This is a genomic window from Chryseobacterium aurantiacum (assembly GCF_003020585.1).
In the GTDB taxonomy this organism is placed as follows: Bacteria; Bacteroidota; Bacteroidia; order Flavobacteriales; family Weeksellaceae; genus Chryseobacterium; species Chryseobacterium aurantiacum.
The window spans coordinates 75,573-101,463 of record NZ_PXUE01000004.1; the positions used below are offsets into that span (position 1 = coordinate 75,573).

Annotated in this window: 21 protein-coding genes; 15 read left to right on the forward strand and 6 right to left on the reverse strand. The window is 36.6% G+C overall.

The genetic code is table 11. The annotated features are described in order from the left end of the window. Nucleotides 1-24: 24 nt before the first annotated feature. The 8 genes from C7D53_RS14685 (at nucleotide 25) to C7D53_RS14720 (ending at nucleotide 8,592) form a co-directional block, all read left to right on the forward strand. Nucleotides 25-1,536: a succinate CoA transferase gene (locus C7D53_RS14685; RefSeq protein WP_106917199.1), complete on the forward strand. Its 1,512-nt coding sequence runs from the start codon at nucleotides 25-27 to the stop codon at nucleotides 1,534-1,536. A gap of 225 nt (nucleotides 1,537-1,761) precedes the next feature. Continuing rightward, entirely contained in the window at nucleotides 1,762-3,036 is a 1,275-nt protein-coding gene (locus C7D53_RS14690) for an acetyl-CoA hydrolase/transferase family protein (RefSeq protein WP_106917200.1), read from the forward strand. A gap of 137 nt (nucleotides 3,037-3,173) precedes the next feature. Next, a complete protein-coding gene (locus C7D53_RS14695) occupies nucleotides 3,174-3,965 on the forward strand; it encodes a hypothetical protein (RefSeq protein WP_106917201.1) in 792 nt (263 codons plus the stop codon). A gap of 238 nt (nucleotides 3,966-4,203) precedes the next feature. Next, nucleotides 4,204-5,334 carry a 4-hydroxyphenylpyruvate dioxygenase gene (gene hppD, locus C7D53_RS14700; RefSeq protein WP_106917202.1) on the forward strand — a complete coding sequence of 377 codons (1,131 nt, stop codon included), beginning with the start codon at nucleotides 4,204-4,206 and terminating at the stop codon, nucleotides 5,332-5,334. Between the two features lie 70 nt (nucleotides 5,335-5,404). Further along, on the forward strand, nucleotides 5,405-5,866 hold the full coding sequence (locus C7D53_RS14705) for a hypothetical protein (protein ID WP_106917431.1): 462 nt from the start codon (nucleotides 5,405-5,407) through the stop codon (nucleotides 5,864-5,866). Between the two features lie 55 nt (nucleotides 5,867-5,921). Next, nucleotides 5,922-7,169 carry a fumarylacetoacetase gene (gene fahA, locus C7D53_RS14710; protein WP_106917203.1) on the forward strand — a complete coding sequence of 416 codons (1,248 nt, stop codon included), beginning with the start codon at nucleotides 5,922-5,924 and terminating at the stop codon, nucleotides 7,167-7,169. A 97-nt stretch (nucleotides 7,170-7,266) separates the two neighbouring features. Continuing rightward, entirely contained in the window at nucleotides 7,267-7,680 is a 414-nt protein-coding gene (locus C7D53_RS14715) for a GxxExxY protein (RefSeq protein WP_106917204.1), read from the forward strand. A gap of 87 nt (nucleotides 7,681-7,767) precedes the next feature. Then, entirely contained in the window at nucleotides 7,768-8,592 is an 825-nt protein-coding gene (locus tag C7D53_RS14720; RefSeq protein WP_106917205.1) for a flavin reductase family protein, read from the forward strand. Between the two features lie 60 nt (nucleotides 8,593-8,652). Here the strand turns inward: C7D53_RS14720 and C7D53_RS14725 are convergent, their stop codons facing one another. After that, the gene (locus C7D53_RS14725) at nucleotides 8,653-9,162 is read right to left on the reverse strand and encodes a hypothetical protein (RefSeq protein ID WP_106917206.1); all 510 of its coding nucleotides are present in this window, start codon (nucleotides 9,160-9,162) and stop codon (nucleotides 8,653-8,655) included. Between the two features lie 49 nt (nucleotides 9,163-9,211). Continuing rightward, complete coding sequence (locus C7D53_RS14730) at nucleotides 9,212-10,054, reverse strand: alpha/beta hydrolase family protein (RefSeq protein WP_106917207.1); 843 nt, start codon at nucleotides 10,052-10,054, stop codon at nucleotides 9,212-9,214. Between the two features lie 209 nt (nucleotides 10,055-10,263). Here C7D53_RS14730 and C7D53_RS14735 point away from each other — a divergent pair, with 209 nt between their 5' ends. From C7D53_RS14735 to C7D53_RS14750, 4 genes are all read left to right on the forward strand, one after another. Beyond that, nucleotides 10,264-11,037 (forward strand): HipA family kinase, encoded by a 774-nt coding sequence (locus C7D53_RS14735; RefSeq protein ID WP_106917208.1) that lies wholly within the window; start codon nucleotides 10,264-10,266, stop codon nucleotides 11,035-11,037. Further along, nucleotides 11,024-11,407 carry a DUF3037 domain-containing protein gene (locus tag C7D53_RS14740; protein ID WP_076356571.1) on the forward strand — a complete coding sequence of 128 codons (384 nt, stop codon included), beginning with the start codon at nucleotides 11,024-11,026 and terminating at the stop codon, nucleotides 11,405-11,407. The genes C7D53_RS14735 and C7D53_RS14740 overlap by 14 nt, the downstream gene beginning before the upstream one ends. Nucleotides 11,408-11,430: 23 nt before the next feature. Continuing rightward, nucleotides 11,431-12,468 carry an alpha/beta hydrolase gene (locus C7D53_RS14745; RefSeq protein WP_106917209.1) on the forward strand — a complete coding sequence of 346 codons (1,038 nt, stop codon included), beginning with the start codon at nucleotides 11,431-11,433 and terminating at the stop codon, nucleotides 12,466-12,468. 193 nt (nucleotides 12,469-12,661) lie between these two features. Next, a complete protein-coding gene (locus tag C7D53_RS14750; RefSeq protein ID WP_185126702.1) occupies nucleotides 12,662-14,503 on the forward strand; it encodes a carbon starvation CstA family protein in 1,842 nt (613 codons plus the stop codon). 76 nt (nucleotides 14,504-14,579) lie between these two features. Here the strand turns inward: C7D53_RS14750 and C7D53_RS14755 are convergent, their stop codons facing one another. Next, complete coding sequence (locus tag C7D53_RS14755) at nucleotides 14,580-17,372, reverse strand: TonB-dependent receptor plug domain-containing protein (RefSeq protein ID WP_106917210.1); 2,793 nt, start codon at nucleotides 17,370-17,372, stop codon at nucleotides 14,580-14,582. A 226-nt stretch (nucleotides 17,373-17,598) separates the two neighbouring features. Next, nucleotides 17,599-19,929 (reverse strand): ATP-dependent helicase, encoded by a 2,331-nt coding sequence (locus C7D53_RS14760; protein WP_106917211.1) that lies wholly within the window; start codon nucleotides 19,927-19,929, stop codon nucleotides 17,599-17,601. Between the two features lie 254 nt (nucleotides 19,930-20,183). On the opposite strand from C7D53_RS14760, the gene C7D53_RS14765 reads away from it, so the two are divergent. The 3 genes from C7D53_RS14765 (at nucleotide 20,184) to secG (ending at nucleotide 24,147) form a co-directional block, all read left to right on the forward strand. Beyond that, nucleotides 20,184-21,497, forward strand: a complete 1,314-nt coding sequence (locus tag C7D53_RS14765; RefSeq protein ID WP_106917212.1) for a M16 family metallopeptidase — start codon at nucleotides 20,184-20,186, stop codon at nucleotides 21,495-21,497. 7 nt (nucleotides 21,498-21,504) lie between these two features. Further along, nucleotides 21,505-23,535, forward strand: a complete 2,031-nt coding sequence (locus C7D53_RS14770) for a M16 family metallopeptidase (RefSeq protein ID WP_106917213.1) — start codon at nucleotides 21,505-21,507, stop codon at nucleotides 23,533-23,535. Between the two features lie 267 nt (nucleotides 23,536-23,802). Beyond that, nucleotides 23,803-24,147, forward strand: coding sequence for a preprotein translocase subunit SecG (gene secG, locus C7D53_RS14775; RefSeq protein WP_106917214.1), 345 nt, complete (start codon nucleotides 23,803-23,805; stop codon nucleotides 24,145-24,147). An 88-nt stretch (nucleotides 24,148-24,235) separates the two neighbouring features. On the opposite strand, the gene C7D53_RS14780 is transcribed toward secG, so the two are convergent. Together C7D53_RS14780 and recR are read right to left on the reverse strand one after the other, a co-directional pair. After that, entirely contained in the window at nucleotides 24,236-25,075 is an 840-nt protein-coding gene (locus tag C7D53_RS14780) for a glycosyltransferase family 2 protein (RefSeq protein ID WP_106917433.1), read from the reverse strand. Continuing rightward, nucleotides 25,071-25,682 (reverse strand): recombination mediator RecR, encoded by a 612-nt coding sequence (recR, locus tag C7D53_RS14785; RefSeq protein ID WP_076356555.1) that lies wholly within the window; start codon nucleotides 25,680-25,682, stop codon nucleotides 25,071-25,073. Before recR ends, C7D53_RS14780 begins: the two co-directional genes overlap by 5 nt. Nucleotides 25,683-25,891: the final 209 nt, after the last annotated feature.

Here is a 25,891-nt window from a genome sequence, read left to right on the forward strand (position 1 = left end):
TGGTTAAATAAAAATCAATATTACATGTTAGAAAGAATCAGATTAGAAAGTCTACACCAAAAGGTAACAACAGCTGAAAATGCTGTAAAAATGATTAAGGACGGTATGATCATAGGATCTAGCGGCTTTACAAAGGCAGGTGACAGCAAGGCAATATTGCCGGCACTGGCCGAAAGAGGAAAAACTGAAGACCTTAAGGTCACTTTAATGACCGGCGCATCACTAGGACATGGTACCGACGGAAAATTAGCAGAAGCTAATGTATTGAAGAAAAGGATGCCGTTTCAAGTTGACCCAATCTTAAGAAACAAAATCAATAAAGGTGAAATTCTCTTCATTGATCAGCATTTAAGTGAAAGTGCTGAGCTTCTTCACACCAAGAATCTTCAAAGTATTGATGTGGCCATTATTGAAGCGGCCTATATTGAAAGAGATGGAAGCATTGTTCCTACCACTTCTGTAGGAAACTCTGTAACATTTGCAGCTTTGGCTAAAAAAGTCATTATTGAGATCAATACAGAAGTTCCTGAAGAGGTCTACGGAATTCATGATATTTACCAGGCAGAAGATTATCCTTACAGAAATGTAATTCCCATTGTAGCCCCATGGAACAAAATCGGCAGAAAAAGTATCCCTGTTGATCCCAATAAAATTGAGGCCATTGTTTTCACCAATCTTAAAGACAGCCCCGCAGATATTGCAGAACCGGATGAAAAAACTACAGCCATTGCCCAGCACTTACTTGGTTTCTTCGAGAATGAAGTTCTTTTAGGACGCCTTACAGATCGTTTACTTCCTCTACAGGCAGGTATCGGTAAGGTTGCCAATGCTGTTCTTACGGGCTTCAAGGATAGTAATTTTTATGATCTGACGATGTTTTCCGAAGTACTTCAGGACAGCACATTTGACTTGATTGATTCTGGTAAATTGAGTTTTGCTTCAGCATCCTCCATTACCGTTTCTAAAGAATGCTATGAAAGAGTTTTAGGAAACCTTCCAAAATATAAAGACAAATTTGTTCTAAGACCTCAGAATATCTCCAACACTCCCGGACTTATCAGAAGATTAGGAGTTATCGCTATAAATACCGCTATTGAGTTTGATATTTATGGAAATGTAAACTCTACGCATATCGGAGGAACAAAAATAATGAATGGAATTGGAGGTTCCGGAGACTTTGCCCGAAATGCCTATTTAAGTATTTTCGTAACACAGGCCGCATCAAAAGGAAATAATATCTCACACGTTCTGCCAATGGTTTCTCATACCGACCACACGGAGCATGATGTAGATATCCTGGTTACTGATGTAGGATTGGCAGACTTAAGAGGACTCGCCCCTAGAGAAAGAGCACAAAAGATTATTGACAACTGTGTGCATCCTGATTACAGGGAAGAATTGCAGTCTTATTTTGACAGAGCATGTGAAAGAGGTGGTCACACGCCCCATTTACTGGAAGAAGCCTTCAGTTGGCATTTACGATTCTCAGAAACAGGAAGTATGAAACAGGCAACAGCCATTGAAGTTTCAAATTAAAAAATATCATTACACCTATGAAAAGGACCCAATGCAATGCATTGGGTCCTTTCTTTTTTGAGACATTTAGCGATTCAGCCAATATGACAAAAGTCTTCTGATATCTGTGAAATATTTGGAATAAGTAAACATTATAAAGATTATCTTTGATAGAAGATTAGGTATTTTATGAGGCAAAAAGAGATAATATTAACCCCTGTTATAAGTATTATTAAAAAATAAAATATGCAAAATTACATTAGCGCTGAAGAAGCAATATATACGATCAAAAGCGGTAACCGTGTATTTTTTCACGGTAGTGCATGTACTCCCAATTTCCTCATTGATGAAGTAGCAAGACAGTCTCACCGACTGGAAAATGTAGAAATGGTATCCATTACCCAACAAGGAAAGGTTGAAATTGCAAAACCCGAATACAAAGACAAATTCTTTATCAACTCTCTGTTTGTTTCCACTCCGGTACGTGATGCTGCAAACTCAGACAGAGGAGATTTTGTACCAGTATTTCTAAGTGAAATTCCAATTTTATTCAGAAAAAACATCCTCCCTCTGGATGTTGCACTGGTAACAGTTTCCCCACCGGACAGACACGGATTTTGTACCTTGGGAACCTCTGTGGATATCGCAAGAGCAGCCGTTGATACAGCAAAAACGATTGTTGCCCTTGTTAATCCAAGAATGCCGAGAACCCACGGAGACGGAATGATCCACATCAACAGAATTCATAAACTGGTTTGGCATGAAGAAGAACTTCCAACCGTAGATTACAGCTCAAAAGTAGGTCCCGAAGAAATGCTTGTAGGAAAAAATGTAGCAGATCTTATTGAGGATAAATCTACCCTGCAGATGGGTATCGGAACCATTCCTGATGCTGTCTTAAAATGTTTAAGCAATCACAAAGACCTGGGAATTCACACCGAAATGCTGAGTGACGGAGTAATTGATCTTATCCAGAATGATGTCATCAACAATAAATATAAAGGCTATAACGATAATAAAACCATTACCAGTTTCTGTTTTGGAACCAGAAAGCTCTATGATTATGTAGATGACAATACCGTTTTTGCATTCAGAGATGTAAGTGAAGTTAACTTCCCGATCAACATTATGAAGAACAAAAAATTGGTAGCCATTAACTCAGCCATTGAAATTGATCTTACAGGACAGGTATGTGCAGACTCTATCGGAACTCTACAGTACAGTGGTATTGGAGGCCAAATGGACTTCATGCGTGGTGCAGCACTGAGTGAAGACGGAAAACCAATCATTGCCATAACGGCAAGAACGAAAAAGGGAATCTCAAGAATTGTTCCGTTTCTGAAGCAGGGAGCAGGCGTTGTAACCACAAGAGGACATATTCATTATGTAGTTACAGAGTATGGAACTGCCTATCTGTATGGAAAAAACCTACGTCAAAGAGCACAGGAACTTATCAGTATTGCGCACCCTGATGACAGAGAAATGCTGGAAAGAGCAGCCTTTGAAAGATTTAAGCACTGATAATCAACTGTTAATATTTTAAATATATTTTTTTATTTAAAATTAAAAAGCATATATTTAATTCAATCAAATAATTCTAAAAAAAACCTTAACATTTTGGCAGTATTTTTGATAAAACTCTTTCTAAAACAAGGAATTTGAAGACTATATATAATTCGATACGAGAAGAAGTTGCAAAGCATTCTAAAGTAAGGAATTCTGTTTTGGGGAATGTGAATGAATGGAAGAGAAGCCATTATATTATTCTTTCCGAAATTATTAAAGATGAACTATCTGATTCAGAAGAACTTAAAGGAGGTAAAAAATTCGAAATTGGAAATACAATTTCGCATGTTACCTTGCAACGATTTTTTGAAAATGACTATCAGGACAAGACCCACAGTGACCTGAGATTTTTAAAAACACTGGACAAAATCTGTATTTTTTTAGGGTACAAGGATCTTAATGACTATGTCCTTTCTGTAAGGGGCATAAATCAACATCAACAAGAAGTAGATGATCATTCATTTATAATGCAGATGGTGTATGATTATTGCGGTACTGCTTTCGAGTTCTGTAAACAGTTTCCCAGTCATAATACTGAACTTTTCAAAGATTTAGTATTTGATGACTCTCCATTTCTGGAAAGAGTTTCTCAGTTCAGTAAAGAACTGTGTGACAAAGATTTTCATTTGGTAACCAAAAACAACCGTTCCAATTATGAAGTATTTGACCTCAACATCGTTACGGATGAACCGGACAAAAAAATTCTGGAATCTCAGGAGTTCTGGAATCTTTTATTTAAAGTTGGAGAAACAGGAGAAGAACACTTTGTAAATCAACTCAGTACACAGATTTATTTTATCAGAAAGATAGACAATATCTGGAAGATTTGGGATAATTACAATCCGGATGCCGGAAGACTCAACAGAAAAATAGAAACCACCTAAAAATAAGAAAGCCGCAGATTATCTCTGCGGCTTTCATGTTCGAAATATTTTTTTCTCACTTGTTTTTTGTAATACAAATGTAAGGGCTTGGTTTTAAACTAAAGAAACTTAAATATACTTAAGTAAACTCTTCTTGAACTTTATGTTAAATATATTCAATGAATCAGGCGTAATACTTTCGCAATGTCCAAGTTTTTTGTATTTTGCATACCAATAAAATAAAAGTAAAAGAGAAAATATGTCAACACTTACATTTGCCGAGAAAATTGCTCAAGCAGAGAATTTCTTACCGATTAACGGTACAGATTACATTGAGTTTTATGTAGGAAATGCAAAACAGGCTGCTCATTATTATAAAACCGCTTTCGGTTTTCAGTCTGTAGCTTATGCTGGTCCTGAAACAGGAGTAAGAGACCGTGCATCTTATGTGCTTCAACAAGGAAAAATCAGGTTGGTACTAACAACAGGACTTAAATCTGAATCTCCTATCAGTGAACACGTAAAAAAACATGGTGACGGAGTAAAAATTTTGGCACTTTGGGTAGATGACGCTTACGCAGCATTTGAAGAAACAACTAAAAGAGGCGGAAAGCCCTATTTAGAGCCTGTAACTTTAACTGATGAGCAGGGTGAAGTAAGAATGTCCGGAATTTATACTTACGGAGAAACCGTTCACATGTTTATTGAAAGAAAAAATTATAACGGTGCATTCATGCCCGGGTATGAAAAATGGGAAAGCAACTACCAACCTGAAGAAGCAGGCTTACTGTATGTAGACCACTGTGTAGGAAACGTAGACTGGAACAGAATGATCCCTACTGTAGAATGGTACGAAAAAGTAATGGGATTTGTAAATATCCTTTCTTTTGATGACAAACAGATCAACACAGAATATTCTGCATTGATGTCTAAAGTAATGTCAAACGGAAACGGATTTGCAAAATTCCCTATCAACGAGCCTGCAGAAGGTAAAAAGAAATCTCAGGTAGAAGAATACCTTGATTTCTACGAAGGGGAAGGGGTACAACACATTGCGGTTGCCACTAAAGATATCATCCATACCGTAACTGAGTTGAAAAAACGTGGCGTAGAGTTCCTTTCTGCTCCACCAGAAGCATACTACGATATGGTTCCTCAAAGAGTAGGTCATATTGATGAAGATCTTAAAAAACTTCAGGACTTAGGTATACTTATTGATCATGATGAAGAAGGATATCTATTACAGATCTTTACCAAGCCTGTAGAAGACCGTCCTACTCTATTCTTCGAAATCATTGAAAGACATGGCGCGCAAAGTTTTGGTGCCGGAAACTTCAAGGCTTTATTCGAAGCTCTGGAAAGAGAACAAGAGAGAAGAGGTAATCTTTAATTTTACATTAAGAATATTAGTTTTGTCAGAATTCAGAATTCTGGCAAAACTTTTTTATAAAACACAACATATGAAAAAAATTTTAATCGGAATTTTATTCTTTGGAACATTAGGCTTAAAGGCACAATATGGATCACTGAACGCAATTCTAGACAAACTTGAAGCAAGAAGAGGCATCAATCAAAATCTTGAAAGTGTAAATATCGACAATAAAAAGTTTGTCTTCATAAAAGATGAAACAGACCATACAGAAAGAGATTTTATTGTTATCAAAGGAAACAACGCTACCTATGTGGAGGTTTTCGATGATAAAGCTACCGGCGAAAGCAGCTCCAATGTTTTTACTGGTGATATTGTCAGAAAAAAGAATATCGTTTCCTTAAGAGCAGATGTACTTGAGGGTAAAAAAATCCCTATGCCTGTTACTAAAACCTTATTGCTGACCAAGCAGGACAATATTCTCTATCTCATCGATGTCAATACCAGAGACCGATGGATTGATGAAGAATCTTACTCGAAAAAGGCAAAATAAACATCTTGGAGACATTTCTCCGGGATGCTATCTAAACTAATTTAAATCTAAACTTATGAAATCATTTGTAGACTATTCCTCAAATTCAGATTTTTCTATACATAATATTCCTTTCGGAGTTGCAGTTTTCAACAAAGAATATATAGGATGCTGCACAAGAATCGGAGATCAGGTTATTGATCTTGCCACCCTTTACGATCTGGGTTATTTTGATGATATTGATGGATTGGACGACAATGTTTTTGAAGCCTACACCATCAATGAATTCATTGAGTTGGGTAAACCTGTTACCAATGCTGTTCGTACAAAAATCCAGACATTACTTCAGGAGGGTTCAGCATTATCAAAAGATCAAAAAACCATTGAAGACGCATTTTATGACTTGGACAAGGTAAAAATGATGATGCCTGTTCATATCCCCAATTATACAGACTTCTACAGCAGCATTGAACATGCTACCAATGTAGGAAAAATGTTCCGTGATCCTGAAAATGCATTATTGCCAAACTGGAAGCACCTACCGGTAGGTTACCATGGTAGAGCATCATCCATTGTTGTTTCAGGAACGGATATTAACCGTCCGAAAGGTCAGATGAAACCTGCTGATGCAGACAAACCTGTTTTCGGACCATGCAAGCAATTGGATTTTGAACTGGAAATGGCTTTTATTCTTAACAAAAATACAGAGATGGGAGAAAGTATCTCTACAAAGGATGCTGAAGAGGCCATCTTCGGAATGGTTGTTTTCAATGACTGGTCTGCAAGAGATATCCAATCTTGGGAATATGTTCCACTAGGACCATTCCTTGCGAAAAACTTTGGTTCATCCATTTCTCCTTGGGTAGTTACCCTTGAGGCATTGGAACCATTCAAAACAACATCTCCTAAACAGGATCCTGAAGTTTTGGATTATTTAAAATTTGAAGGTGATAAAAACTATGATATCAACCTTGAAGTGTATATCCAGCCTGAAAATGGAGACCAAAACCTAATCAGCGAAAGTAACTACAAGCACATGTACTGGAATATGACGCAGCAGCTGGCTCACCATACCGTAAACGGATGCAACGTGGAAGTTGGTGATATGTATGCAAGTGGTACCATTTCAGGAAGTGATCCAAAATCTTTCGGATCTATGCTTGAGCTTACCTGGAGAGGACAAAACCCTATATCACTAAGCAACGGCGAAGAAAGAAAATTCATTGAAGATAATGATACCGTTACCATGAAAGCATGGGCAGAAAAAGATGGTGTAAGAGTAGGCTTCGGTGAAGTTTCCGGCAAAATTATTCCAACACTTTAATAACTATAAAACACTTTAGTTTTTTAAGCTACATAATAATGGTAAAATTCAGTTCACTTTAGTTTTTGAAAATCTACGATTTTCATTTTCTTTCATTATGATGACTCAAAAATTCATTAATGAGCTTTCCTACAAAATAGTTGGAGCTTGCATAGAAGTTCATAAACTGGCTGGTCCAGGTTTATATGAGGAAGTCTATCATCAATGTTTAGAAAAAGAATTTAATTTGTTAGGTTTAAAATACAGAAGTGAACTTGAAATACCATTTTTCTATAAAGGAAATAAAATAGATTGCAAGGTAAAATGTGACTTTTTAATTGAAGAATTAATTGTTTTAGAACTGAAATCAGTTGCTGAGATACATCAAATTCATAAGGCACAAACCATCAACTATATGAATCTTTTAAAAGTTCCTCGTTCAATATTAGTCAATTTCAATGTCACAAACCTTTATCATGAAGGTTGTGAATCTTTTGCATCTAAGATATTTAAAGAACTCCCTAAAGAATGAAAATCAAAGATTTTCAAACTCTTAAGTGTTCTTTTTTGGAAGCAAACAGAAATAACTAAAAATAACTTAAGTGTTAAGCTCAAAAATATGAAAACAGTAATTCCATCCGAGATAACCTCCGTTCAGCTACAGACAATCATGCAGACAGCCGTTTCACCACGCCCTATTGCATTAGCTTCTACAGTAGATAAAGACGGAAATAATAATTTATCTCCATTCAGTTTTTTCAATATGTTCAGTACAGTTCCTCCAATTTTGATCTTTTCACCATCGAGGAGAGTACGTGACAATACAACGAAACATACTTTAGAAAATGTTTTGGAAGTTCAGGAGGTTGTGATTGGAACGGTAAATTTTCCAATTGTACAACAGATTTCTCTGGCATCTACAGAGTATGAAACGGGAGTAAATGAATTTATAAAATCTGGTCTTACGATGAAAGATGCAGATCTTGTGAAGCCAAAACTTATTGAAGAATGTCCTGTTAACTTTGAATGTAAGGTTTTAGAGGTAAAATCTTTGGGAGAGCAGGGAGGAGCAGGAAATCTGGTGATTTGTGAGGTTCAGAAGATCCACATCAGGGAAGAGTATCTGAATGAAGCAGGAAATTTGGATCAGAAAAAACTGGATATGGTAGCCCGACTAGGGGGCAATTGGTATTCCAGAAGCAATGAAAACAGCCTTTTTGAAGTTCCAAAACCTTTGGTAACAAAAGGAATTGGGTTTGATCTTCTTCCGGATGCTATTAAATACAGTAAGGTATTCACAGGGAATGATCTTGGAATGCTTGCCAATACGGAAGTTTTACCTAAAGGAGATTTCCATGCTGATGAAAACATTCATACTGATGCACAGAAATTACTTATGGAAAGCAAAGTTGAAGAAGCATGGACTTTACTCTCTATAAAATAATATAAAAAAGAAGCCTGAAATGTCAGGCTTCTTTTTTCTTTCTATATGTATTAAAAGATCTTATTTCTTTTCTAACTTCTCAGTACCTGCAATTTTTCCTTTTTCATTGAAATCTGAAATATTACCGTTCTTATCAATGGAAACATTCAAATTATCATTTTTAGAATCGTAATAAATGCTTGTCGCATATCCCGGACAGTCATGTTGCTTACAACCTGTCAGCTTATAGATTCCATTTTCTGAAGAAATAGGACCTTCTACATTGAAATTTTTTACCATTTCATCATATTGAGCTCCAACAAGTTTTTTCAGCCTTTCTGTAATGCCTTTATCTTGAAAGAATTTAATATCATGAGGATACTTGTCTACATTTTGGGTAATGATATTCGCAGTACCTGAAGAAGCAGATGGCGTTGTTGCAACGGAATCCGTTTTAATTGATGTTACAGAATCCTTCGGTAGTACTGTAGCCAAAGTATCGTTGCTTACAGAAGATTCTGTTTTTGTTTCTTTTTTACATGAAACAACACATAATGAAAGCGCAAATGCGCCTGCAATAATTTTTTTCATAATTATACTGTTATGGTGGTTAATTTATAATAACGTAGTTTTAAACGTTTTATTTCAATTTTTCTTTTATAAAATCAATACATTTTTCGGTTACGCTATGTAAATCTTTTGGTAAATCGGAGCCTGTCCATGGCTCTTTTGCTCCGAAAGTATGGTTAGCATTTTCAATCAAAAAAAGTTCGGAATTCGGATGAAGAAGATGAAGATGTTCTGCCTGTTTTACCTCTACAGCTTCATCCTCTGTTCCATGAATAATCAGCATATGGGCTTTTGCCATTTCTGTAGCCCGCTCTACATCAAAGCGATGAATATTCTCTTCATAATTCTCATAGAACTGATAATAATGAGGCATTTCCTGCTGGGTACGTCCGTTGAGTGCATAATACACTCCATTATTCTTCCATTTTTCAAAAGCTTCTCCTTTAGGAAAACGGTCTAATGTATCTACACTTGCCAATGTAATCAAGCCATTGATTCTTTCATCTTCAAAAGTTTTAATGATGGAAATCCCCCCTCCTCTGCTGTGTCCTATCAAAACAATTTTTTCATTGTCCACATGCGGATATTTAGTAAAATGATCAATAACAGCTCCAAGATCAGAAAGTTCTTTAGAATAATTATTATTACCAAAAGCTTCAAGATCTCCAAAATTATGAGGATCATTGATGGTAGTTCCATTATGCGAAAAATTAAACTTCACAAAGAAGAATCCTGCTTCAGCAAAATTTTCAGCCATTAGGTTCCAGGCACCCCAATCTTTGTAGCCTTTATATCCGTGAACAAATATCACTAAGGGAAGTTGTTGTTCAGTATCTTTATAAAAAGCATCAGCAAGAAAGTTTGTTGTTTCTTTATTTTCTATAGGTATATTCCTTTCATTAATCAAATTCATAGGTCAATCAATATCTTTTATCTTTAAGATGTTTGTTAAGGGAAATTTATGAAAAAAACTCTATTTTTCCTTAATACATCTTCTTTTATTTTAATCCTAATAGACTCCGAAGTATATTTCTTGTAGGCAATTCCTATTATTTCCTTTGTAAAAAGGGAGAAAAGAAATTCATTGAAAAATTTATTAAAAAATAACCTTATTTTTGTTTCATGCAGAATTTAAGAACAGTAACCGTAACGCGTTACATTCTGCCACTAAGGGAGGGAGGTTCACTTCCTGCTCTGGCAGAAGCTGATGATGATTTTAAATATGTCTTAAAATTCCGTGGTGCCGGCCATGGGGTAAAAATGTTGATCTCCGAACTTCTAGGGGGAAAGATTACGGAAGCACTTGGATTAAAGATCCCTGAGCTCGTTTTTGTAAATCTGGAAGCTGATTTCGGGAGAACAGAAGCTGATGAGGAAATTCAGGATCTATTAAAGTTTTCCGAAGGGTTGAATCTGGGATTGCATTATCTTTCGGGCTCTATCACCTATGATCCCAGCATAAGTATTGATCCTCTTCTGGCTTCAAAGATTGTATGGCTGGATGCATTTATTACCAATATTGACCGTACATTTAGGAATACCAACATGCTGATGTGGCATAAGGAACTTTGGATTATCGATAATGGAGCCTCGTTCTATTTTCACCATTCGTGGCAGAATTTTGATGCAGCAGCAAAGACTCCATTCAAATATGTGAAAGATCACGTCCTTCTTCCTAAGGCTAAAATGCTGGATGAAGCGGATAAATTTGCCCATGAGGTATTGAATGATACCCTTTTAAGAGAAATTGTTAATTCAATTCCTGAGGACTGGCTGCAATGGAATGATGCTGATGAAACTCCTGATGAAATTCGTGAGATTTATTTTCAGTTTCTGAAAACCCGATTAGAAAATTCTTCAATCTTTTTAAACGAAGCGAAAAATGCAAGAGGATAAAATATATGAATATGCGGTAATACGCCTGGTGCCTAAAGTTGAGAGAGAAGAATTTTTCAATATAGGACTGGTTATGTTTTCTAAAAAGGAAAAATTTATTCGGGTTGAATTTTATTTATGCCCTGATAAATTCAAGCTGATGCACAGTAAACTGGATTATGAGGATATTATTCAAAATCTGGAAAGCTTTCAAAAAATTGCCCACGGAGAGAAAGATGGAGGACCTATCGCACAGCTCGATATTCCTGAACGTTTCCGTTGGCTGACAGCGGTAAGAAGTGCCGTTGTACAGACTTCAAGACCTCATCCGGGAAAATCGAGGGATTTAAATATCACTTTTGGTAAACTTTTTGAGGAGTTAGTAAAATAACACACTTCTTAAAAAGTTCCACTATGAAATCATCTATAAACAACATATCAATCTACAGGTTTTTCACAAACCTGTTTTTTGTTTTGATTATAAGTTTTTCTAATTTATTTTTTTCACAGAACTTTTCACAAGTTCCTAACAAGGCTATACCTGTAAAAAGTACATTACTTCCTGAAATAGCCTATCTATCTGAAGATATTGTATATAAAACCAATAGAAAAGGAAGCACCGTAAAACTGGATGTTTTCACACCCAAAAATGTTTCTTCAGATCAATTACTTCCTGTACTCATCTACGTTCACGGAGGTGGATGGATAGAAGGCGATAAAGTCATCCACTCCGATAATTATGTTGAAACTACCATTGCTAAGCTGATGGCCAAGCAATACGCTGTAATCAGTATTAATTATACCCTACTGAATGGCAATACTCATTTTCCATTGCCTTTGGAGGATACCAAAGATGCTGTAAGATGGGTGAGAAAAAATGCGGCACAATATCATTTTGACACCAATAATATAGGACTGTTTGGTGCTTCTGCGGGAGCCCATCTTTCTTTGCTTGCAGCCTATACTCCGGACAATACTTATTTGGGAAATCCTGAGCTTTCTTCTTATTCCGCTAAAGTAAACTATGTGATTGATCATTATGGCCCTGCAGACCTGAATAAGCTTTTCCACACAAAATTAGGAACAATACCCGTAGCTATGATTGGGTTAATGTCTAAAAAAATAGTCAGTTTACAACAAAATCTGGTGAAAGGACTTTCTGGCTATAATCTCAAGAACGATCAGGAAAAAGCCATAGATTATTTAAAAAACATATCTCCTGTTAATTTTGTTTCTGGAGGAGTACCCACCTTAATTGTTCAGGGAAACAATGACAAAATTGTTCCTTTAAACCAGTCTAAAAAACTTCACAGAAAATTAAACAGAGCCAAAATACAAAACTCTCTGATCATTGTAGATGGTGGAGTTCATGGTTTTGGCACTACTGATAAAACTTATCTGGACCAACTTACAGATCAGATGGTAGATTTCATTCTTGCACAAAAGAAATAATATACACATTACCATTTGAACACAAACTAAACAGTTAAAAATCAATTATTTAAATTAAAATAAAACAACAAATTTGCTAGATTGATATACATATTGATATTTTTCATTAAGAATTAATTACCTTGGCTAATGTTTGAGTTATTTATAACAAAAACGCCAATAATATAATTATTCATTAATAAAAACAAGCAATATGGAATCATTAAACAACATCAATGCGCTTACCCTCATTTTTGTATCTGTTCTTATTTTTGCGATAGCTTACCGCTTTTACGGTATCTTCATTGCCAACAAAGTGCTCCGTCTCAATGACCAAAATATAACCCCCGCTGTAGAGTTCGCAGATGGTAAAGATTATGTTGCTACCAATAAAAATGTACTTTTTGGCCATCATTTTGCAGCTATTGCCGCGGCAGGGCCATTGGTAGGGCCTGTTCTTGCGGCACAATTCGGATACTTACCGGGCGCCTTATGGATTTTGATAGGTTGCGTCCTTGGAGGTGGAGTGCATGATATGGTTGTATTATTTGCATCTGTGAGGCATAAAGGCCAAAGTCTTGCGACCATTGCTTCTAAAGAAATCGGAAAAGCAACAGGGACTGTAGCAGGTTTTGCCATTCTTTTTATTTTGATTCTTACGCTGGCCGGTCTATCTCTGGCATGTATCAATGCAATGCATGAAGCTTCATGGTCTCTTTTTACGGTATTGATTACAATGCCTATCGCCATTATTATGGGACTTATTATGCGTTATAAAAAGAATAGTGTTCTTTTTGCAAGCATCTTGGGAGGCATTCTTTTGATTGCCGGAATCATCGGAGGTCACAACCTGATGCAAAACCCCACCATGAATCATCTCTTTTCATGGGACATTAAAACAATTTCCATTGCCATTCCTCTGTATGGTTTTATTGCTTCCGTATTACCGGTATGGCTGCTGTTAGTTCCCAGAGATTACCTTTCTACTTATTTAAAAATAGGAACCATTATTATGCTGGCTATCGGGGTTATTGTCATTCATCCTACCATACAGATGCCCGCTATTACAGCCTTTGTAAATGGTGGAGGGCCTATTATTGGCGGGCCGGTACTTCCTTTTATATTCATTGTAATTGCCTGTGGAGCAATTTCAGGATTTCATGCAGTGATTGCCACAGGAACCACTCCGAAAATGCTTAATAAAGAAAGAGAAATTCTTTTCGTTGGATATGGAGCTATGCTGGTGGAAGGTTTTGTAGCATTGATGGCACTTATTGCTGCCTGTACCCTAATGCCTGGTGATTATTTTGCAATCAATACACCTAAGGAAGCTTATGATTCGTTTCTTGCTGCGCACCCTTCTCTACACGGTGTAGATATTGATTATTATTCGCAGAAAATAGGCATTGATCTATACGGTAGAACCGGAGGGGCAGTATCTCTGGCTGTAGGAATGGCACACATTTTCAATAAGATCCCGTATATGGATCAGCTGACAGCATATTGGTATAATTTTGCAATTATGTTTGAGGCAGTATTTATACTTACTGCCATTGATGCAGGAACGAGGGTTGGACGCTTTTTTTTACAGGAAATGCTAGGGTCTGTTGTTCCAAAATTTAATGATAAAAACTGGATTCCGGGAATTATTATCAGCAGTCTTCTTTTCACATTTGCATGGGGATATCTGGTGTACACCGGAAATGTAAATAGTATTTGGCCGCTATTTGGAATTAGTAATCAGCTGCTGGCTGCCTGCGGACTGATTGTATGTACCACTATGCTGATAAGGATGAATAGGGGTAAATATGCTTTATGTTCGGCTATTCCGGGTGTTTTCATGGCTGGAATAACATTCTGGGCGGGTTATATTCAGGTAACCGCCATTTATATCCCTAAAGGACAGTATTTACTTGCTGCTTTAGCCGCAACGGCAATGATTCTTATGCTTATTGTATTCATAGGAGCTTTCAGAAAATGGTATCAGTTGCTTAAGATCAATACAACCGAAATTGACCATTATGGTGAACCGGTGAAGGAGCTTGTAGAAAGATAAAAATCACTATTGAATAAAGAAAAAACAGTTCAGGAATTCTGAACTGTTTTTTTATAGGCATTATCTGTTACTTTATTTAAAAATTGAAATTAAGTCTGGAGAACACATATCGCCCGTTCTGTCCAAACTGTGAGGTAGAGCGCGAGTAGACAAACTGATCGTTGTTACTGGACGCAGGGAGATTTTTAGTAGGATAAATATCAAACAGATTGTTTACACCCAAAGTCAGCCCTATATTTTTTGTAAACTGGTAAGCTACAGAAATATCAGTAATGATCTTATCTCCTATTTTCTGGTGTTCATTAAATTCTGTAATTCCATCTCCGTTAGCATCAAGAACATCTGCTCCGGTTACTTTTCCAAAATAGGTATTTCTCAGATAGAAACTAGCACTCTTCCAGGTCAGGGTATGAGAAAGGCTTGCTTTTACTCTTGGAACCGCTTCTTCCAGATAAACTCTTGATTTTTCTGAGAAATAAATCTTTTCTAATTCCGGAGACTGTAATAGTCCTGAGGAATGAATATCTCCAACCTGCTTGGTCTGGTTAAGGTTAATCGCAAAGTTATTATCCAGTTTTATATCGGAAAATCTTAAATTATGGGAAATAACTACATCTACCCCTTTCGTTTCAGTATCAATGGCATTGGTAAAGAACTGAGCAGCATTGATGTTTAGTTTCTCATAGATTTGTTTTGCAGCATCAGGAACACCAGCCTTTAAGAACTGATCCGTAAGAAGAATTCTATTATTGATTCTTGTAAAGTAACCATCTGCAGTGAACGTTAGATTCACAGATGGAATTTTATAGGTAAATCCTACACTTGCTGATTTTGAAGTTTCCTGCTTCAGTTTTGGCATACCCAATGCCGCGGCTGCTTCTGAGTCATTACTAAATGTACCTACATCCAAAAGCACTCCATTAGGAAGCTGTGGTGAGGTTACAAACAGCGAAGAGGTTACGTTATAATAAATCTGGTGAATAGATGGCGCTCTAAAACCTGTAGAACCAGCCAGTCTTACATTGAAATTAGGAGCTACCTTGATTCTTGAAGCTAATTTATAATTGAAAGTAGAACCAAAATCTGAGTAATTTTCATATCTCGCCGCCGCATCTACCAAAAGCCAGTTGGTAAAATTAAATTCAACGTCCGCATAAGCTGCTACTGACTGTCTGTTTTTGTTCACCGCATTTTCCGGTCTAAATCCGTTAAATACTTGTGAGCCTCCCGGAAGTGCTGCTCCAAAGAAATCGGTAGGTCTTTTTGCAGCATCTCCATCCCATATATTTCCGTATTGGTCATAAGTAGTGTATGAAGCTTCTTCTCCTGCTGTCATTTTAAAGTTTTCAAAACGATGCTCTCCTCCAAATGCTACATTCAATCCTTCCAATACATCATATTTTTTAGAGAAATCTAAATTGATAGTATTTTGAGTAAACCTTAGTCCACCAGCATCAAACTCGCTTGGTGAAGCAAATCTTAGAGAAGTATTTCCGGTATTTCCGATGTTATAGGTGAATGAATTTTGCCCAAAAGTATTACTGAAATCAATATGCCATCCGTCCCATTTTCCTTTAATTCCTGCAGCCAATGAGATATCCTGAATGTCTGTCCCAATTTGTGGAAGGTAACCATTCGGGTATAATCCCGTAAAGGTTCTGCTCTCCCTTGGTCTTCTGTAAAACCCTCCGGAAGTACCATGTCTTAAGCTATATCCCCCGAAAGTATAGACTTTCCAATCATCACTAATGGGTACCTCAGCATTGATAAAAAGCTGATGGTTATTAAGCTTGGACTGCCCTACCTGCATATTAAAATCCTTTCTCGTTTGTCCTCTGTAAGCCAATTCCTGATCGGTAACATCAAAGCTCAATAAAGACTGGAGTCCTTTTTGAATAACATTTCCTGCCCCATCTTTTATATCTTGAATGGTAGTAGCACCTTGTATACCTGCCAGCTGAGCTGAACTGAAATAATTGACTCCTTGGGCGTACTGGTGAACATAATCAATAATCTGCTGTGAATTGGGAGTATCTTTAATATCGCTGAAAAGAGAAGAAAGGTTCACCCCATCATTCAGTGCACGTTGTTCAATAGCATTATAAGCATTGTAAATTGTCCCTTTTTCAGTTCCTGCTCTGTACGTAGGATTTCTGAACTGAGAAGACCAGGTAATGTTAAAGAAACCACCTTTTGTACCTATTTTATTTCCGTAATTAAGATCCAGCTGAATATTTTGTCCATCAAAATTTCCGGTATGATCGTTAGCTGTAGGAGTTAAATTTCCTCCATAGCTTATCTGCCCTGTCAGCTTTCCGGTATCTCTTTTAAGTTCTAGGTTCATTACTCCGGCAATAGCATCTGATCCGTATTGTGCTGCGGCTCCATCCCTAAGGACTTCTATTCTGTTTAAAGCAAAGGATGGGATGGCATTAAGATCCGTCCCTACAGTACCTCTTCCCGGTGTTCCGTTCACATTTACCAATGCTGAAGTATGTCTTCTTTTTCCATTAACCAATACCAATACCTGATCCGGTCCCAAACCTCTTAACTGAGCAGGATCCAAATGGTCTGTACCATCTGAATTGGTCTGAACTGTAGAGGTGAAAGAGGGTGCAATAGCATTTAATATTTGTCCTATATTGGATTGCGGAAGAATTACAGAAGCTTCTTTTAGATTGAATACATCTACAGGAACCGGGCTGTCTATCTTGGATCGTGCCCCGGCTCTTGAACCCAGTACTACAACTTCTTCTACATTATTGACTTTATCTTTATTTGTTTTTATACTGTCTTTTTCCTGGCCGTAGGTAAATGCTCCTAGGAAAAATAAAACAGAAGCGGAAAGAATAGTTTTCTTATTTTTCATATAGTTTACTCAATTAATTGAACATTTATGTTTTTTTACAGAGCGCAAATGTAAAACTTATTTATTAGTCTACAAAATCAATAGACTTTGTTTTTATAAAAAATATTTATTGTTTATTTCTATCCCTTATTAAAAATACTGTTTTTAAAGTAAACCTTATTGATTTTAACAAAAAAAAACGGACTCAAAAAAATTGAGTCCGCATTTATTTCTATATTATTTTAACCTAAATCTTTGTTAGTTTAGCATATTTCAGGATCAGATTTTTTTCACCTTCGTGTATGAAAACCACCTTTGCCTTGATATTTTGAGGATCTGTCCCATCCAGAAAAGAGACCTCACCAATTCCGAAACGATCGTGTCTTACCTTATCTCCAACTTCAATATCCTGAGAGGAAGCTCCACTTGGATTAATGATTTTTGCTGTACTTACAGGTTTTAATTTTCTTTGTTCAGGAGCAGGAACCGAATTGTCACCCCTATCAATGGTCTTTTTCTCCACTTTTTTGAAAGCTTTCTGCTCAGACGGATGTTCATCAAAAATATTGGATCTTACCCCGGAATTGTTGATAAATCTTTTCTCCAGTACAGGATTAAGGAACTCAATATATTCATCATCAATCTCACTTAGGAATCTTGATGGTTCTGCATCTGTAATTTTTCCCCATTGAAAACGGGAAACAGCATAGGAGAAAAACACCTGCTTTTCGGCTCTGGTTAAAGCTACATAAAACAGTCTTCTTTCTTCTTCAAGATCTTCTCTGGTAGCAGAACTCATAAAGCTTGGGAAAAGATTTTCTTCAAGACCTACCAGATGTACCACAGGGAACTCCAGTCCTTTTGAAAGGTGAATGGTCATTAGTGAAACCATATCATCTTCAAGGTTTTTATCCTGAGTATCTGCAGAAAGTGCAATGTTTTCAAGGAAGTTGGACAAACTTGGATCTCCATCTTCCAACTGCATTTGCTCCTCGATAAATCCCTGCATAGAGTTCATCAATTCCTGAACGTTTTCTACTCTTGAAATACCCTCCGGCGTTTGATCGTCCTTTAAAAATTTAATTAAACCACTTCGTTTTGCCACCTCCATTGCAACACTGTAGGCAGTTTCGGTTTTCAAGAGTACCTGAAATGCCTTGATCATGGACCAAAAATCATTTAGCTTGTTTAAAACACCATTATTTAGGCCCAACTGAGGAGCATACATTGGTAAATTATCCAGCACCTTTGAGATAGAAACGTTTTGGGCATCTGCAAATACAATCAGCTTATTCTGAGTGGTTTCTCCAATTCCTCTTGTAGGATAATTAATGATTCTCATCAATGCCTCAGAGTCATTTTCATTGATTAAAAGGCGCAGGTATCCTATTAAATCCTTAACCTCTTTCCTTTGATAAAATGAAAGCCCTCCATATACCTTGTATGGAATATTTTTACGTCTCAAAGCATCTTCAAATGCTCTGGTCTGAGAGTTTGTTCTGTATAAAATAGCAAAGTCGCTATACTTTCTCTGATCACGGTTACGAAGTTCCCAGATATTTCCGGCTACGAAGTTGGCCTCATCAGCATCTGATAAGGAACGGTATATTTTAATTTTATCTCCTTCTTCATTATCACTGAAAACATTTTTCTTAAACTGCTGCAGGTTTTTCGCAATAACAACGTTGGCTGCATTCACGATATTCTGAGTCGAACGGTAGTTTTGCTCCAGTGATACTGTAATAGCATCCGGATAATCTTTTTTGAAATTCAGGATGTTGTAAATATTTGCTCCACGGAATGAATAAATAGACTGTGCATCATCTCCCACTACACAAATATTCTCAAATTTTGAAGCCAGTGCCTTTACAATAAGATACTGGGAGTGGTTTGTATCCTGGTACTCATCTACCATGATGTATCTGAACCTGTCCTGATATTTCGCAAGAACTTCAGGAAAACGGGTCAGTAATTCATTGGTTTTCAGCAATAGATCATCAAAATCCATGGAACCGTTTCTGAAACATGCATCTACGTATCTCTGATAAATCTGCCCGATAAATTTCATATTTGCCTTTTCATCCGCTTCCATTAGTTCCGGATTGTTGAAATAGGCCTTTACAGTAATCAAATTGTTTTTGTAGGTTGAAATTCTGGCCTGAACTTTTTTGGGTTTGTAAAGGTCAGCATCAATATTCATGTCTTTCAGAACCTTTTTGATCACATTCAATGCATCCTGCTGATCATAAATGGTAAAATTGGACGGATACCCCAGATAATGGGCTTCAATTCTAAGAATCCTTGCAAAAACAGAGTGAAAAGTTCCCATCCAAAGACTTCTTGCATTGCTGTCTCCCACTACCTTCGCGATACGCTCTTTCATTTCACGGGCCGCTTTATTGGTAAAGGTAAGTGCTAGGATATTAAAAGGGTCTATCCCATTGTGTATTAAATGGGCTATACGCATGGTAAGCACACGTGTTTTTCCGGAACCGGCACCGGCAAGTACCATCAAAGGTCCTTGTAAAGAGGTAACGGCTTCATATTGTGATTCGTTGAGTCCTTTCAAATAATCCATACTGCAAAAAAAATTTTGGGAACACAAAATTAATGTATTCAAAGGAGAATTCAAATTTTGATTGGAGAAGTTAGAGATTATAAGCTAAATAATAGGACAAACAGCTATTGAAACAGAGCCTTTTTTTCATTTGAAAATAAAATCCATCAGCACATGGTTTCTACTTTCCAACCTTTGATATCTAACTTCTAAAACCTATTTATGTAACATTTAATTCACTTTTTCTACTAATTGAAAAACAATTTCTAATCTTTATGAAAAAACGACTTATTTCTGCTGCTGCCGTAGCTTTCTTCGGGCTCATGCTGAATGCACAGCAAATAAAATTCGAAGAGTATGATCTTCCCAATGGCCTTCATGTAATTCTTCATCAGGATAATTCCGCTCCGGTAGTAACAACAGGAGTAATGTACCATGTAGGTGCCAAGGATGAAGTAAAGGGAAGAACCGGTTTTGCACACTTCTTTGAGCATCTTTTATTTGAAGGAACTCCTAATATTAAGAGAGGTGAATGGTTTAAGATCGTTTCTTCAAACGGAGGTGACAACAATGCCAATACAACCAACGACAGAACATATTACTATGAAACTTTCCCATCCAACAACGAACAGCTTGGACTTTGGATGGAGTCTGAAAGAATGCGCCATGCAGAAATCAATCAGGTTGGAGTGGATACCCAAAGAGAAGTCGTAAAAGAGGAGAAGAGATTGAGAATGGATAACCAGCCTTATGGAAATTTGTTCTCAACAATTCAAAAGAATTTGTTTACCAACCACCCCTATAACTGGCCAACCATTGGCTCTATGGAGGATCTGAATGCAGCTAAGCTTGAAGAATTTCAGGCTTTTTATAAAAAATTCTATGTTCCGAACAATGCAACGTTAGTAGTAGCAGGAGACATCAAACCTGAACAAACCAAGAAATGGATTGCAGAATATTATGGAGGTATTCCAAAAGGAACTATTTATCCTAAAGATTTCCCTAAAGATGCTCCCATCACTCAGGAAAAAGAAGTTACAGCAACGGATCCGAACATTCAGCTTCCGGCCTATGTTTTTGCCTACAGAACTCCTGCCAATAAAGAAAAAGATGCTTATGTACTAGATATGCTTTCTTCTTATTTAAGCAATGGCAAGTCTTCTGTTTTATACAAAAAACTGGTAGATCAGGATAAAAAAGCACTTCAGGTAGCCGCCTTTAACCAGGGACTTGAAGATTACAGTATTTTCGCATTCTTTGCTATTCCTATGGGAAAGACCACCAAGCAGACTTTACAGACTGACATTGATGCTGAGATTAAGAAACTTCAGACTACTTTAATTTCTGATGAAGATTATCAGAAGATCCAGAATCAGTTTGAGAACCAGTTTGTCAATCAAAATTCAAGTATTCAGGGGATCGCAGCTTCTTTGGCAACCAACCATGTATTGATGGGAAACACCAACCTTATCAATAAAGAAATTGATATTTACAGATCTATTACAAAACAAGATCTTCAAAATGCAGCCAAAAAGTATCTGAATTCTAACCAAAGAATCATCATCAACTACGTTCCTGAGAAAAAATAATTTACCCATGAAAAAGCAATTCACCTATATAGCAGCGGCATTTTTATTTGCAGGAATGCTTTCCGCTCAAAAAATAGACATTAATGCAATGCCAAAACCGGGACCTACTCCTGCCGTTAACATTGCTAAACCAAAAACCTTTCAGCTAAGCAACGGACTTACTGTAATGGTTGTTGAAAACAATAAACTGCCAAGGGTAAATACAACTCTTACCATGGACAGGCCTCCGTACTATGAAGGAAATATAGCAGGAGTAAGCCAGATTATGGCAGAACAACTTGATAATGGAACTACAAATCTAAGTAAGGATGAGTTTAATAAAAAGGTTGACTTTTTAGGAGCCAATCTAAGCTTTTCCTCTAATGGGGCTTCTTCTAACTCTCTTTCAAAATATTTCCCTGAAGTATTGGGACTAATGGCTGATGCTATCGTTAATCCAAAATTTTCAGCAGAAGAGCTTCAAAATGCAAAAGAAAGAACTATTGAAGGCTTAAAAGCTGATGAGAAAAATGCTTCTTCTATTGCGGAAAGAGTATCCAATGCATTGAAATATGGTAAAAATACTTCAAGAGGAGAGTTTGAAACGGTAGAGTCCATCAATAAGATTCAATTATCTGATATTCAAAACATTTATAATAAATACTATGCTCCGGAAAATGCTTATTTAGTAATTGTAGGAGATGTAAAGTTTGACCAAATCAAACCTTTGGTTGAAAAATCTTTTGGAAACTGGAAAAAATCAAATACAAAATTTGCGGCTTTAGAGCCTGCTTCCAATGTTTCCAAAACAGAGATTAATGTAGTGGATGTACCGTCTGCAGTACAGTCTGTACTAGAGGTAGGAAACCTGAATACTCTTACAATGAAAGATCCGAACTACTTCCCTGCTACTATTGCCAACTATATTTTAGGGGGTGGCGGTGAAGCCAGGCTTTTTATGAACCTTAGAGAGAAAAACGGATTTACATATGGCGCTTATTCCAGTATGCAGCCTAGTAAATACTCCCCTATTTTTTCTGCTGAAACTAGTGTAAGAAATGAAGTTACAGATAAGGCTATTAAGGAATTAATGAATGAACTTAATGCGATTTCTACTGTAAAACCTGAAGAACTTGAAAATGCTAAGGCAAGGCTAAAAGGCGCTTTCATTATGTCTTTGGAAAAACCTGGAATTATTGCCAAGTTTGCTTTGGATCAAAAGGTTCAGAACCTTCCGGCAGATTTCTATACAAACTACTTAAAATCCATCGATAAGGTAACTGCAGCTGATGTATCCAACGCCGTAAAAGCAACCATTTTCCCTAACCAAAGCAGAATCTTCGTTGCCGGTAAGGCTTCTGATATTGCTGAGGGACTGGAAAAACTGGGATATCCTGTAAAATACTTTGATAAGGAAGCAAATCCTGTTTCAAAACCCGCAGTACAAAAAGTAGACGCCAATGTAACCATTGCTTCTGTAGTGGACAAATACATCAATGCAGTAGGAGGATTGGCTGCCGTTCAAAAAGTAACCACCATAACTGCTGATGCCACTACCAAAGTACAGGGAATGGATATGAGCATAAAGCTGATTGAAGGAAAAGGAGGAAAAATGATGATGGAAATGAAAATGATGGGTAATACTCTTCAGAAAATCGTCTTTGATGGTAAAGATGGATATGCTGAAGCACAGGGACAAAAAGTTCCGCTGAATGACCAGCAAAAATCTTTGATGGCCGAATCTGAACCTTTCCCGGAACTGAATTTTGCAAAAAAAGCTGATTTAAAACTAGCGGGTATTGAAAAATACAACAACGAGGATTCTTATGTTGTAAAGGGCCCAAAACAAACCTATTACTACAGTGTAAAGACAGGCCTGAAAACTGGTGAAATAAAAGCCGGTGAAGGAGGTTCTATCCCTACCAGCTTTGCCGACTATAAGGAGGTATCAGGTGTAAAACTTCCATTTACCATTATCCAGAACATGGCCGGAATTGACATCAACCTTACAGTACAATCCTACCAGCTGAATCAGGCTAAGGATTCTGACTTCAAATAAAAATCAATCATTTTTTAGAAAAAAGACTATCTCACTTTTGGGATAGTCTTTTTTATTTAGTGATGTCTTTTTAAACATTCACTAAATATTTATAAAAATAATTTCTGTGAAATTTCCATCTCTTTAGTGAGCCTTTCTACCTGTTTTAAGCATTAAAACATTATTTTATTTTTAATTTTTCGCAGTTGATCCACATTTACCAACATCTTTTTTTGTCATTCAGTAAAAAAACATTAAATTTGCCCATTCAAAAAGATATCAGAATTAATGGATACTATATTTACACTATTGATGGTTCTTATTATGGTTGCCAGTGTTTTATTGGTGATTATTGTTATGGCTCAAAACCCAAAAGGTGGAGGTCTTTCCAGTACTTTCGGAGGGGCATCATCTGCTCAGTTTGGAGTACAAAGAACCAATGATTTCATGGAAAAAGCAACATGGACTCTAGGCGGAACTATCATCGTTCTTATCCTTTTAAGCGTTGTTATTACTGGAAAACCATCACAGGTAGCTCCAGCTCAACAACCAGTAAAAAAAGAAGCTCCGGCTAAGCAATCGGCTCCTGCTTCTTCTAAAACAACTACACCGGTTCAGGCACCGGCAAAATAAGAAGATTATTTTTCTACATACAACAAAAGCAACTCTATTTGAGTTGCTTTTTTATTGGGTAATATTCGCGATATTTAATTTCTAGTTTCTATTTCAACTTGATTTTCTCAATCTGGTAACGAAGTTTTAAACCTGCCTTTAGAAAAGAATACTGCATTGGTTTGTCCTCTTTATAATACTTATCAATAAAGATCTGCATGGCTCCGTAAAAACGTTTCAGATACACCTCATTCTTTACTGTGCTTTCTCCTTTATGATGAAGAATGGAGACCTTGCCATAATAATAGTTTTTATATCCTTTTCTTAGTAAGGTGTAGCAAAGGTCAATGTCTTCCCCATACATAAAGTAGGATTCATCCAAGCCTCCAATATTTTCATAGACTGCTTTTTTCACCAGTAAAAAGGCGCCTGTAATTACTTCTACTTCTGCAATCTCTTTTTCCTCTATATCGTTTCTATAATAAGATTTGGAATTATTCTTTTTTAAATTGGTAAACAATTTTTCAAAAGAATTGAACATATCCGGCACAGAACGTTTACTCTCATGCAGGAAATTTCCCTCTGCATCATGCATTCTTACACCAAGGCACCCAAATTCAGGCTTGGTATCAGAAAAATCCAAAAGCTCTTTCATATAAAAGCCTTCCAGTTCTGTATCAGGGTTTAAAAGCAACAGATACTCGCCTTTCGCTTTTTGTATTGCCTGATTATTGGCCTTTGAAAAACCTCCATTATTTTTTGAAGAAATAAACTGTACATCCGGAAATTCCGGGATAAGATCACCCCAGGAACTATCTGTAGAAGCATTATCAATTACAATAACCTCATATTCTACCTTTTCTACATATTTCTGAATAGATAAAAGGCAATTCCTTAGTAATTGGGTAACATTATAATTAACAATAATAATTGACAGCTTCATATTAATCCTTTTCGTTATACGGTAACCTGTTGATAATGGATCTTCCCAATGAAATTTCATCGGCATATTCAAGCTCATCACCTACTGAGATCCCTCTGGCAATGCTTGAAAAATTCACCTTAAAATTTTTAAATTTTTTATAGATGTAATAAGCTGTAGTATCTCCCTCCATGGTAGCACTCAATGCAAAAATAAATTCCTTTACCTTACCATCATTCAGCTTTCTTTCAATGCTTGGAATATTCAGCTGGCCCGGTCCTATCCCCTCCATTGGAGAAATTTTCCCGCCAAGAATCAAATATTTCCCTGTATATTTCCCTGTATTTTCAATGGCAATCACGTCCCGTACATCTTCAACAATACAGATCAATTCTCCGTTTCTTTTTTCATTACTGCAAATCTCGCAGATCTCAAAATCAGAGAAATTATGACATTCTTTACAGTATTTTATTTCGTTGACAAGATTAATGAGTGAATTTCCAAGACTTACTGCTCTGGAGCTGGGCTGCTTTAATAAATGTAATGCTAATCTTAAAGCTGTTTTTCTTCCAATTCCAGGCAAGCCTGAAATCTCATCAACGGCTTTTGCCAAAACTTTACTTGGGTAATCCATAGCTACAAAAATAAGGATTATTTGAGGAAAAACGGTAAATTATACATATCTAGTTTTGGGAATCAGACAGAGATTTTGAGATCGTTTTTTTGTCTAAAGAAAGTTCATGATTCAATGGCCGAGTAAAATTCATTATTGGCATTAAAAATCAAAGGAAGCTCTATTTTTAAACCATTGTTAATTACTTTCTACACTTACCGGCTTTACAA

Coding starts and splice junctions, on each gene's coding strand:
- C7D53_RS14685 (WP_106917199.1), top strand. CDS start 25: ATGTTAGAAAGAATCAGATTAGAAAGTCTACACCAAAAGGTAACAACA.
- C7D53_RS14690 (WP_106917200.1), top strand. CDS start 1,762: ATGCAAAATTACATTAGCGCTGAAGAAGCAATATATACGATCAAAAGC.
- hppD (WP_106917202.1), top strand. CDS start 4,204: ATGTCAACACTTACATTTGCCGAGAAAATTGCTCAAGCAGAGAATTTC.
- C7D53_RS14705 (WP_106917431.1), top strand. CDS start 5,405: ATGAAAAAAATTTTAATCGGAATTTTATTCTTTGGAACATTAGGCTTA.
- fahA (WP_106917203.1), top strand. CDS start 5,922: ATGAAATCATTTGTAGACTATTCCTCAAATTCAGATTTTTCTATACAT.
- C7D53_RS14715 (WP_106917204.1), top strand. CDS start 7,267: ATGATGACTCAAAAATTCATTAATGAGCTTTCCTACAAAATAGTTGGA.
- C7D53_RS14720 (WP_106917205.1), top strand. CDS start 7,768: ATGAAAACAGTAATTCCATCCGAGATAACCTCCGTTCAGCTACAGACA.
- C7D53_RS14725 (WP_106917206.1), bottom strand. CDS start 9,162: ATGAAAAAAATTATTGCAGGCGCATTTGCGCTTTCATTATGTGTTGTT.
- C7D53_RS14730 (WP_106917207.1), bottom strand. CDS start 10,054: ATGAATTTGATTAATGAAAGGAATATACCTATAGAAAATAAAGAAACA.
- C7D53_RS14735 (WP_106917208.1), top strand. CDS start 10,264: ATGCAGAATTTAAGAACAGTAACCGTAACGCGTTACATTCTGCCACTA.
- C7D53_RS14740 (WP_076356571.1), top strand. CDS start 11,024: ATGCAAGAGGATAAAATATATGAATATGCGGTAATACGCCTGGTGCCT.
- C7D53_RS14745 (WP_106917209.1), top strand. CDS start 11,431: ATGAAATCATCTATAAACAACATATCAATCTACAGGTTTTTCACAAAC.
- C7D53_RS14750 (WP_185126702.1), top strand. CDS start 12,662: ATGGAATCATTAAACAACATCAATGCGCTTACCCTCATTTTTGTATCT.
- C7D53_RS14755 (WP_106917210.1), bottom strand. CDS start 17,372: ATGAAAAATAAGAAAACTATTCTTTCCGCTTCTGTTTTATTTTTCCTA.
- C7D53_RS14760 (WP_106917211.1), bottom strand. CDS start 19,929: ATGGATTATTTGAAAGGACTCAACGAATCACAATATGAAGCCGTTACC.
- C7D53_RS14765 (WP_106917212.1), top strand. CDS start 20,184: ATGAAAAAACGACTTATTTCTGCTGCTGCCGTAGCTTTCTTCGGGCTC.
- C7D53_RS14770 (WP_106917213.1), top strand. CDS start 21,505: ATGAAAAAGCAATTCACCTATATAGCAGCGGCATTTTTATTTGCAGGA.
- secG (WP_106917214.1), top strand. CDS start 23,803: ATGGATACTATATTTACACTATTGATGGTTCTTATTATGGTTGCCAGT.
- recR (WP_076356555.1), bottom strand. CDS start 25,682: ATGGATTACCCAAGTAAAGTTTTGGCAAAAGCCGTTGATGAGATTTCA.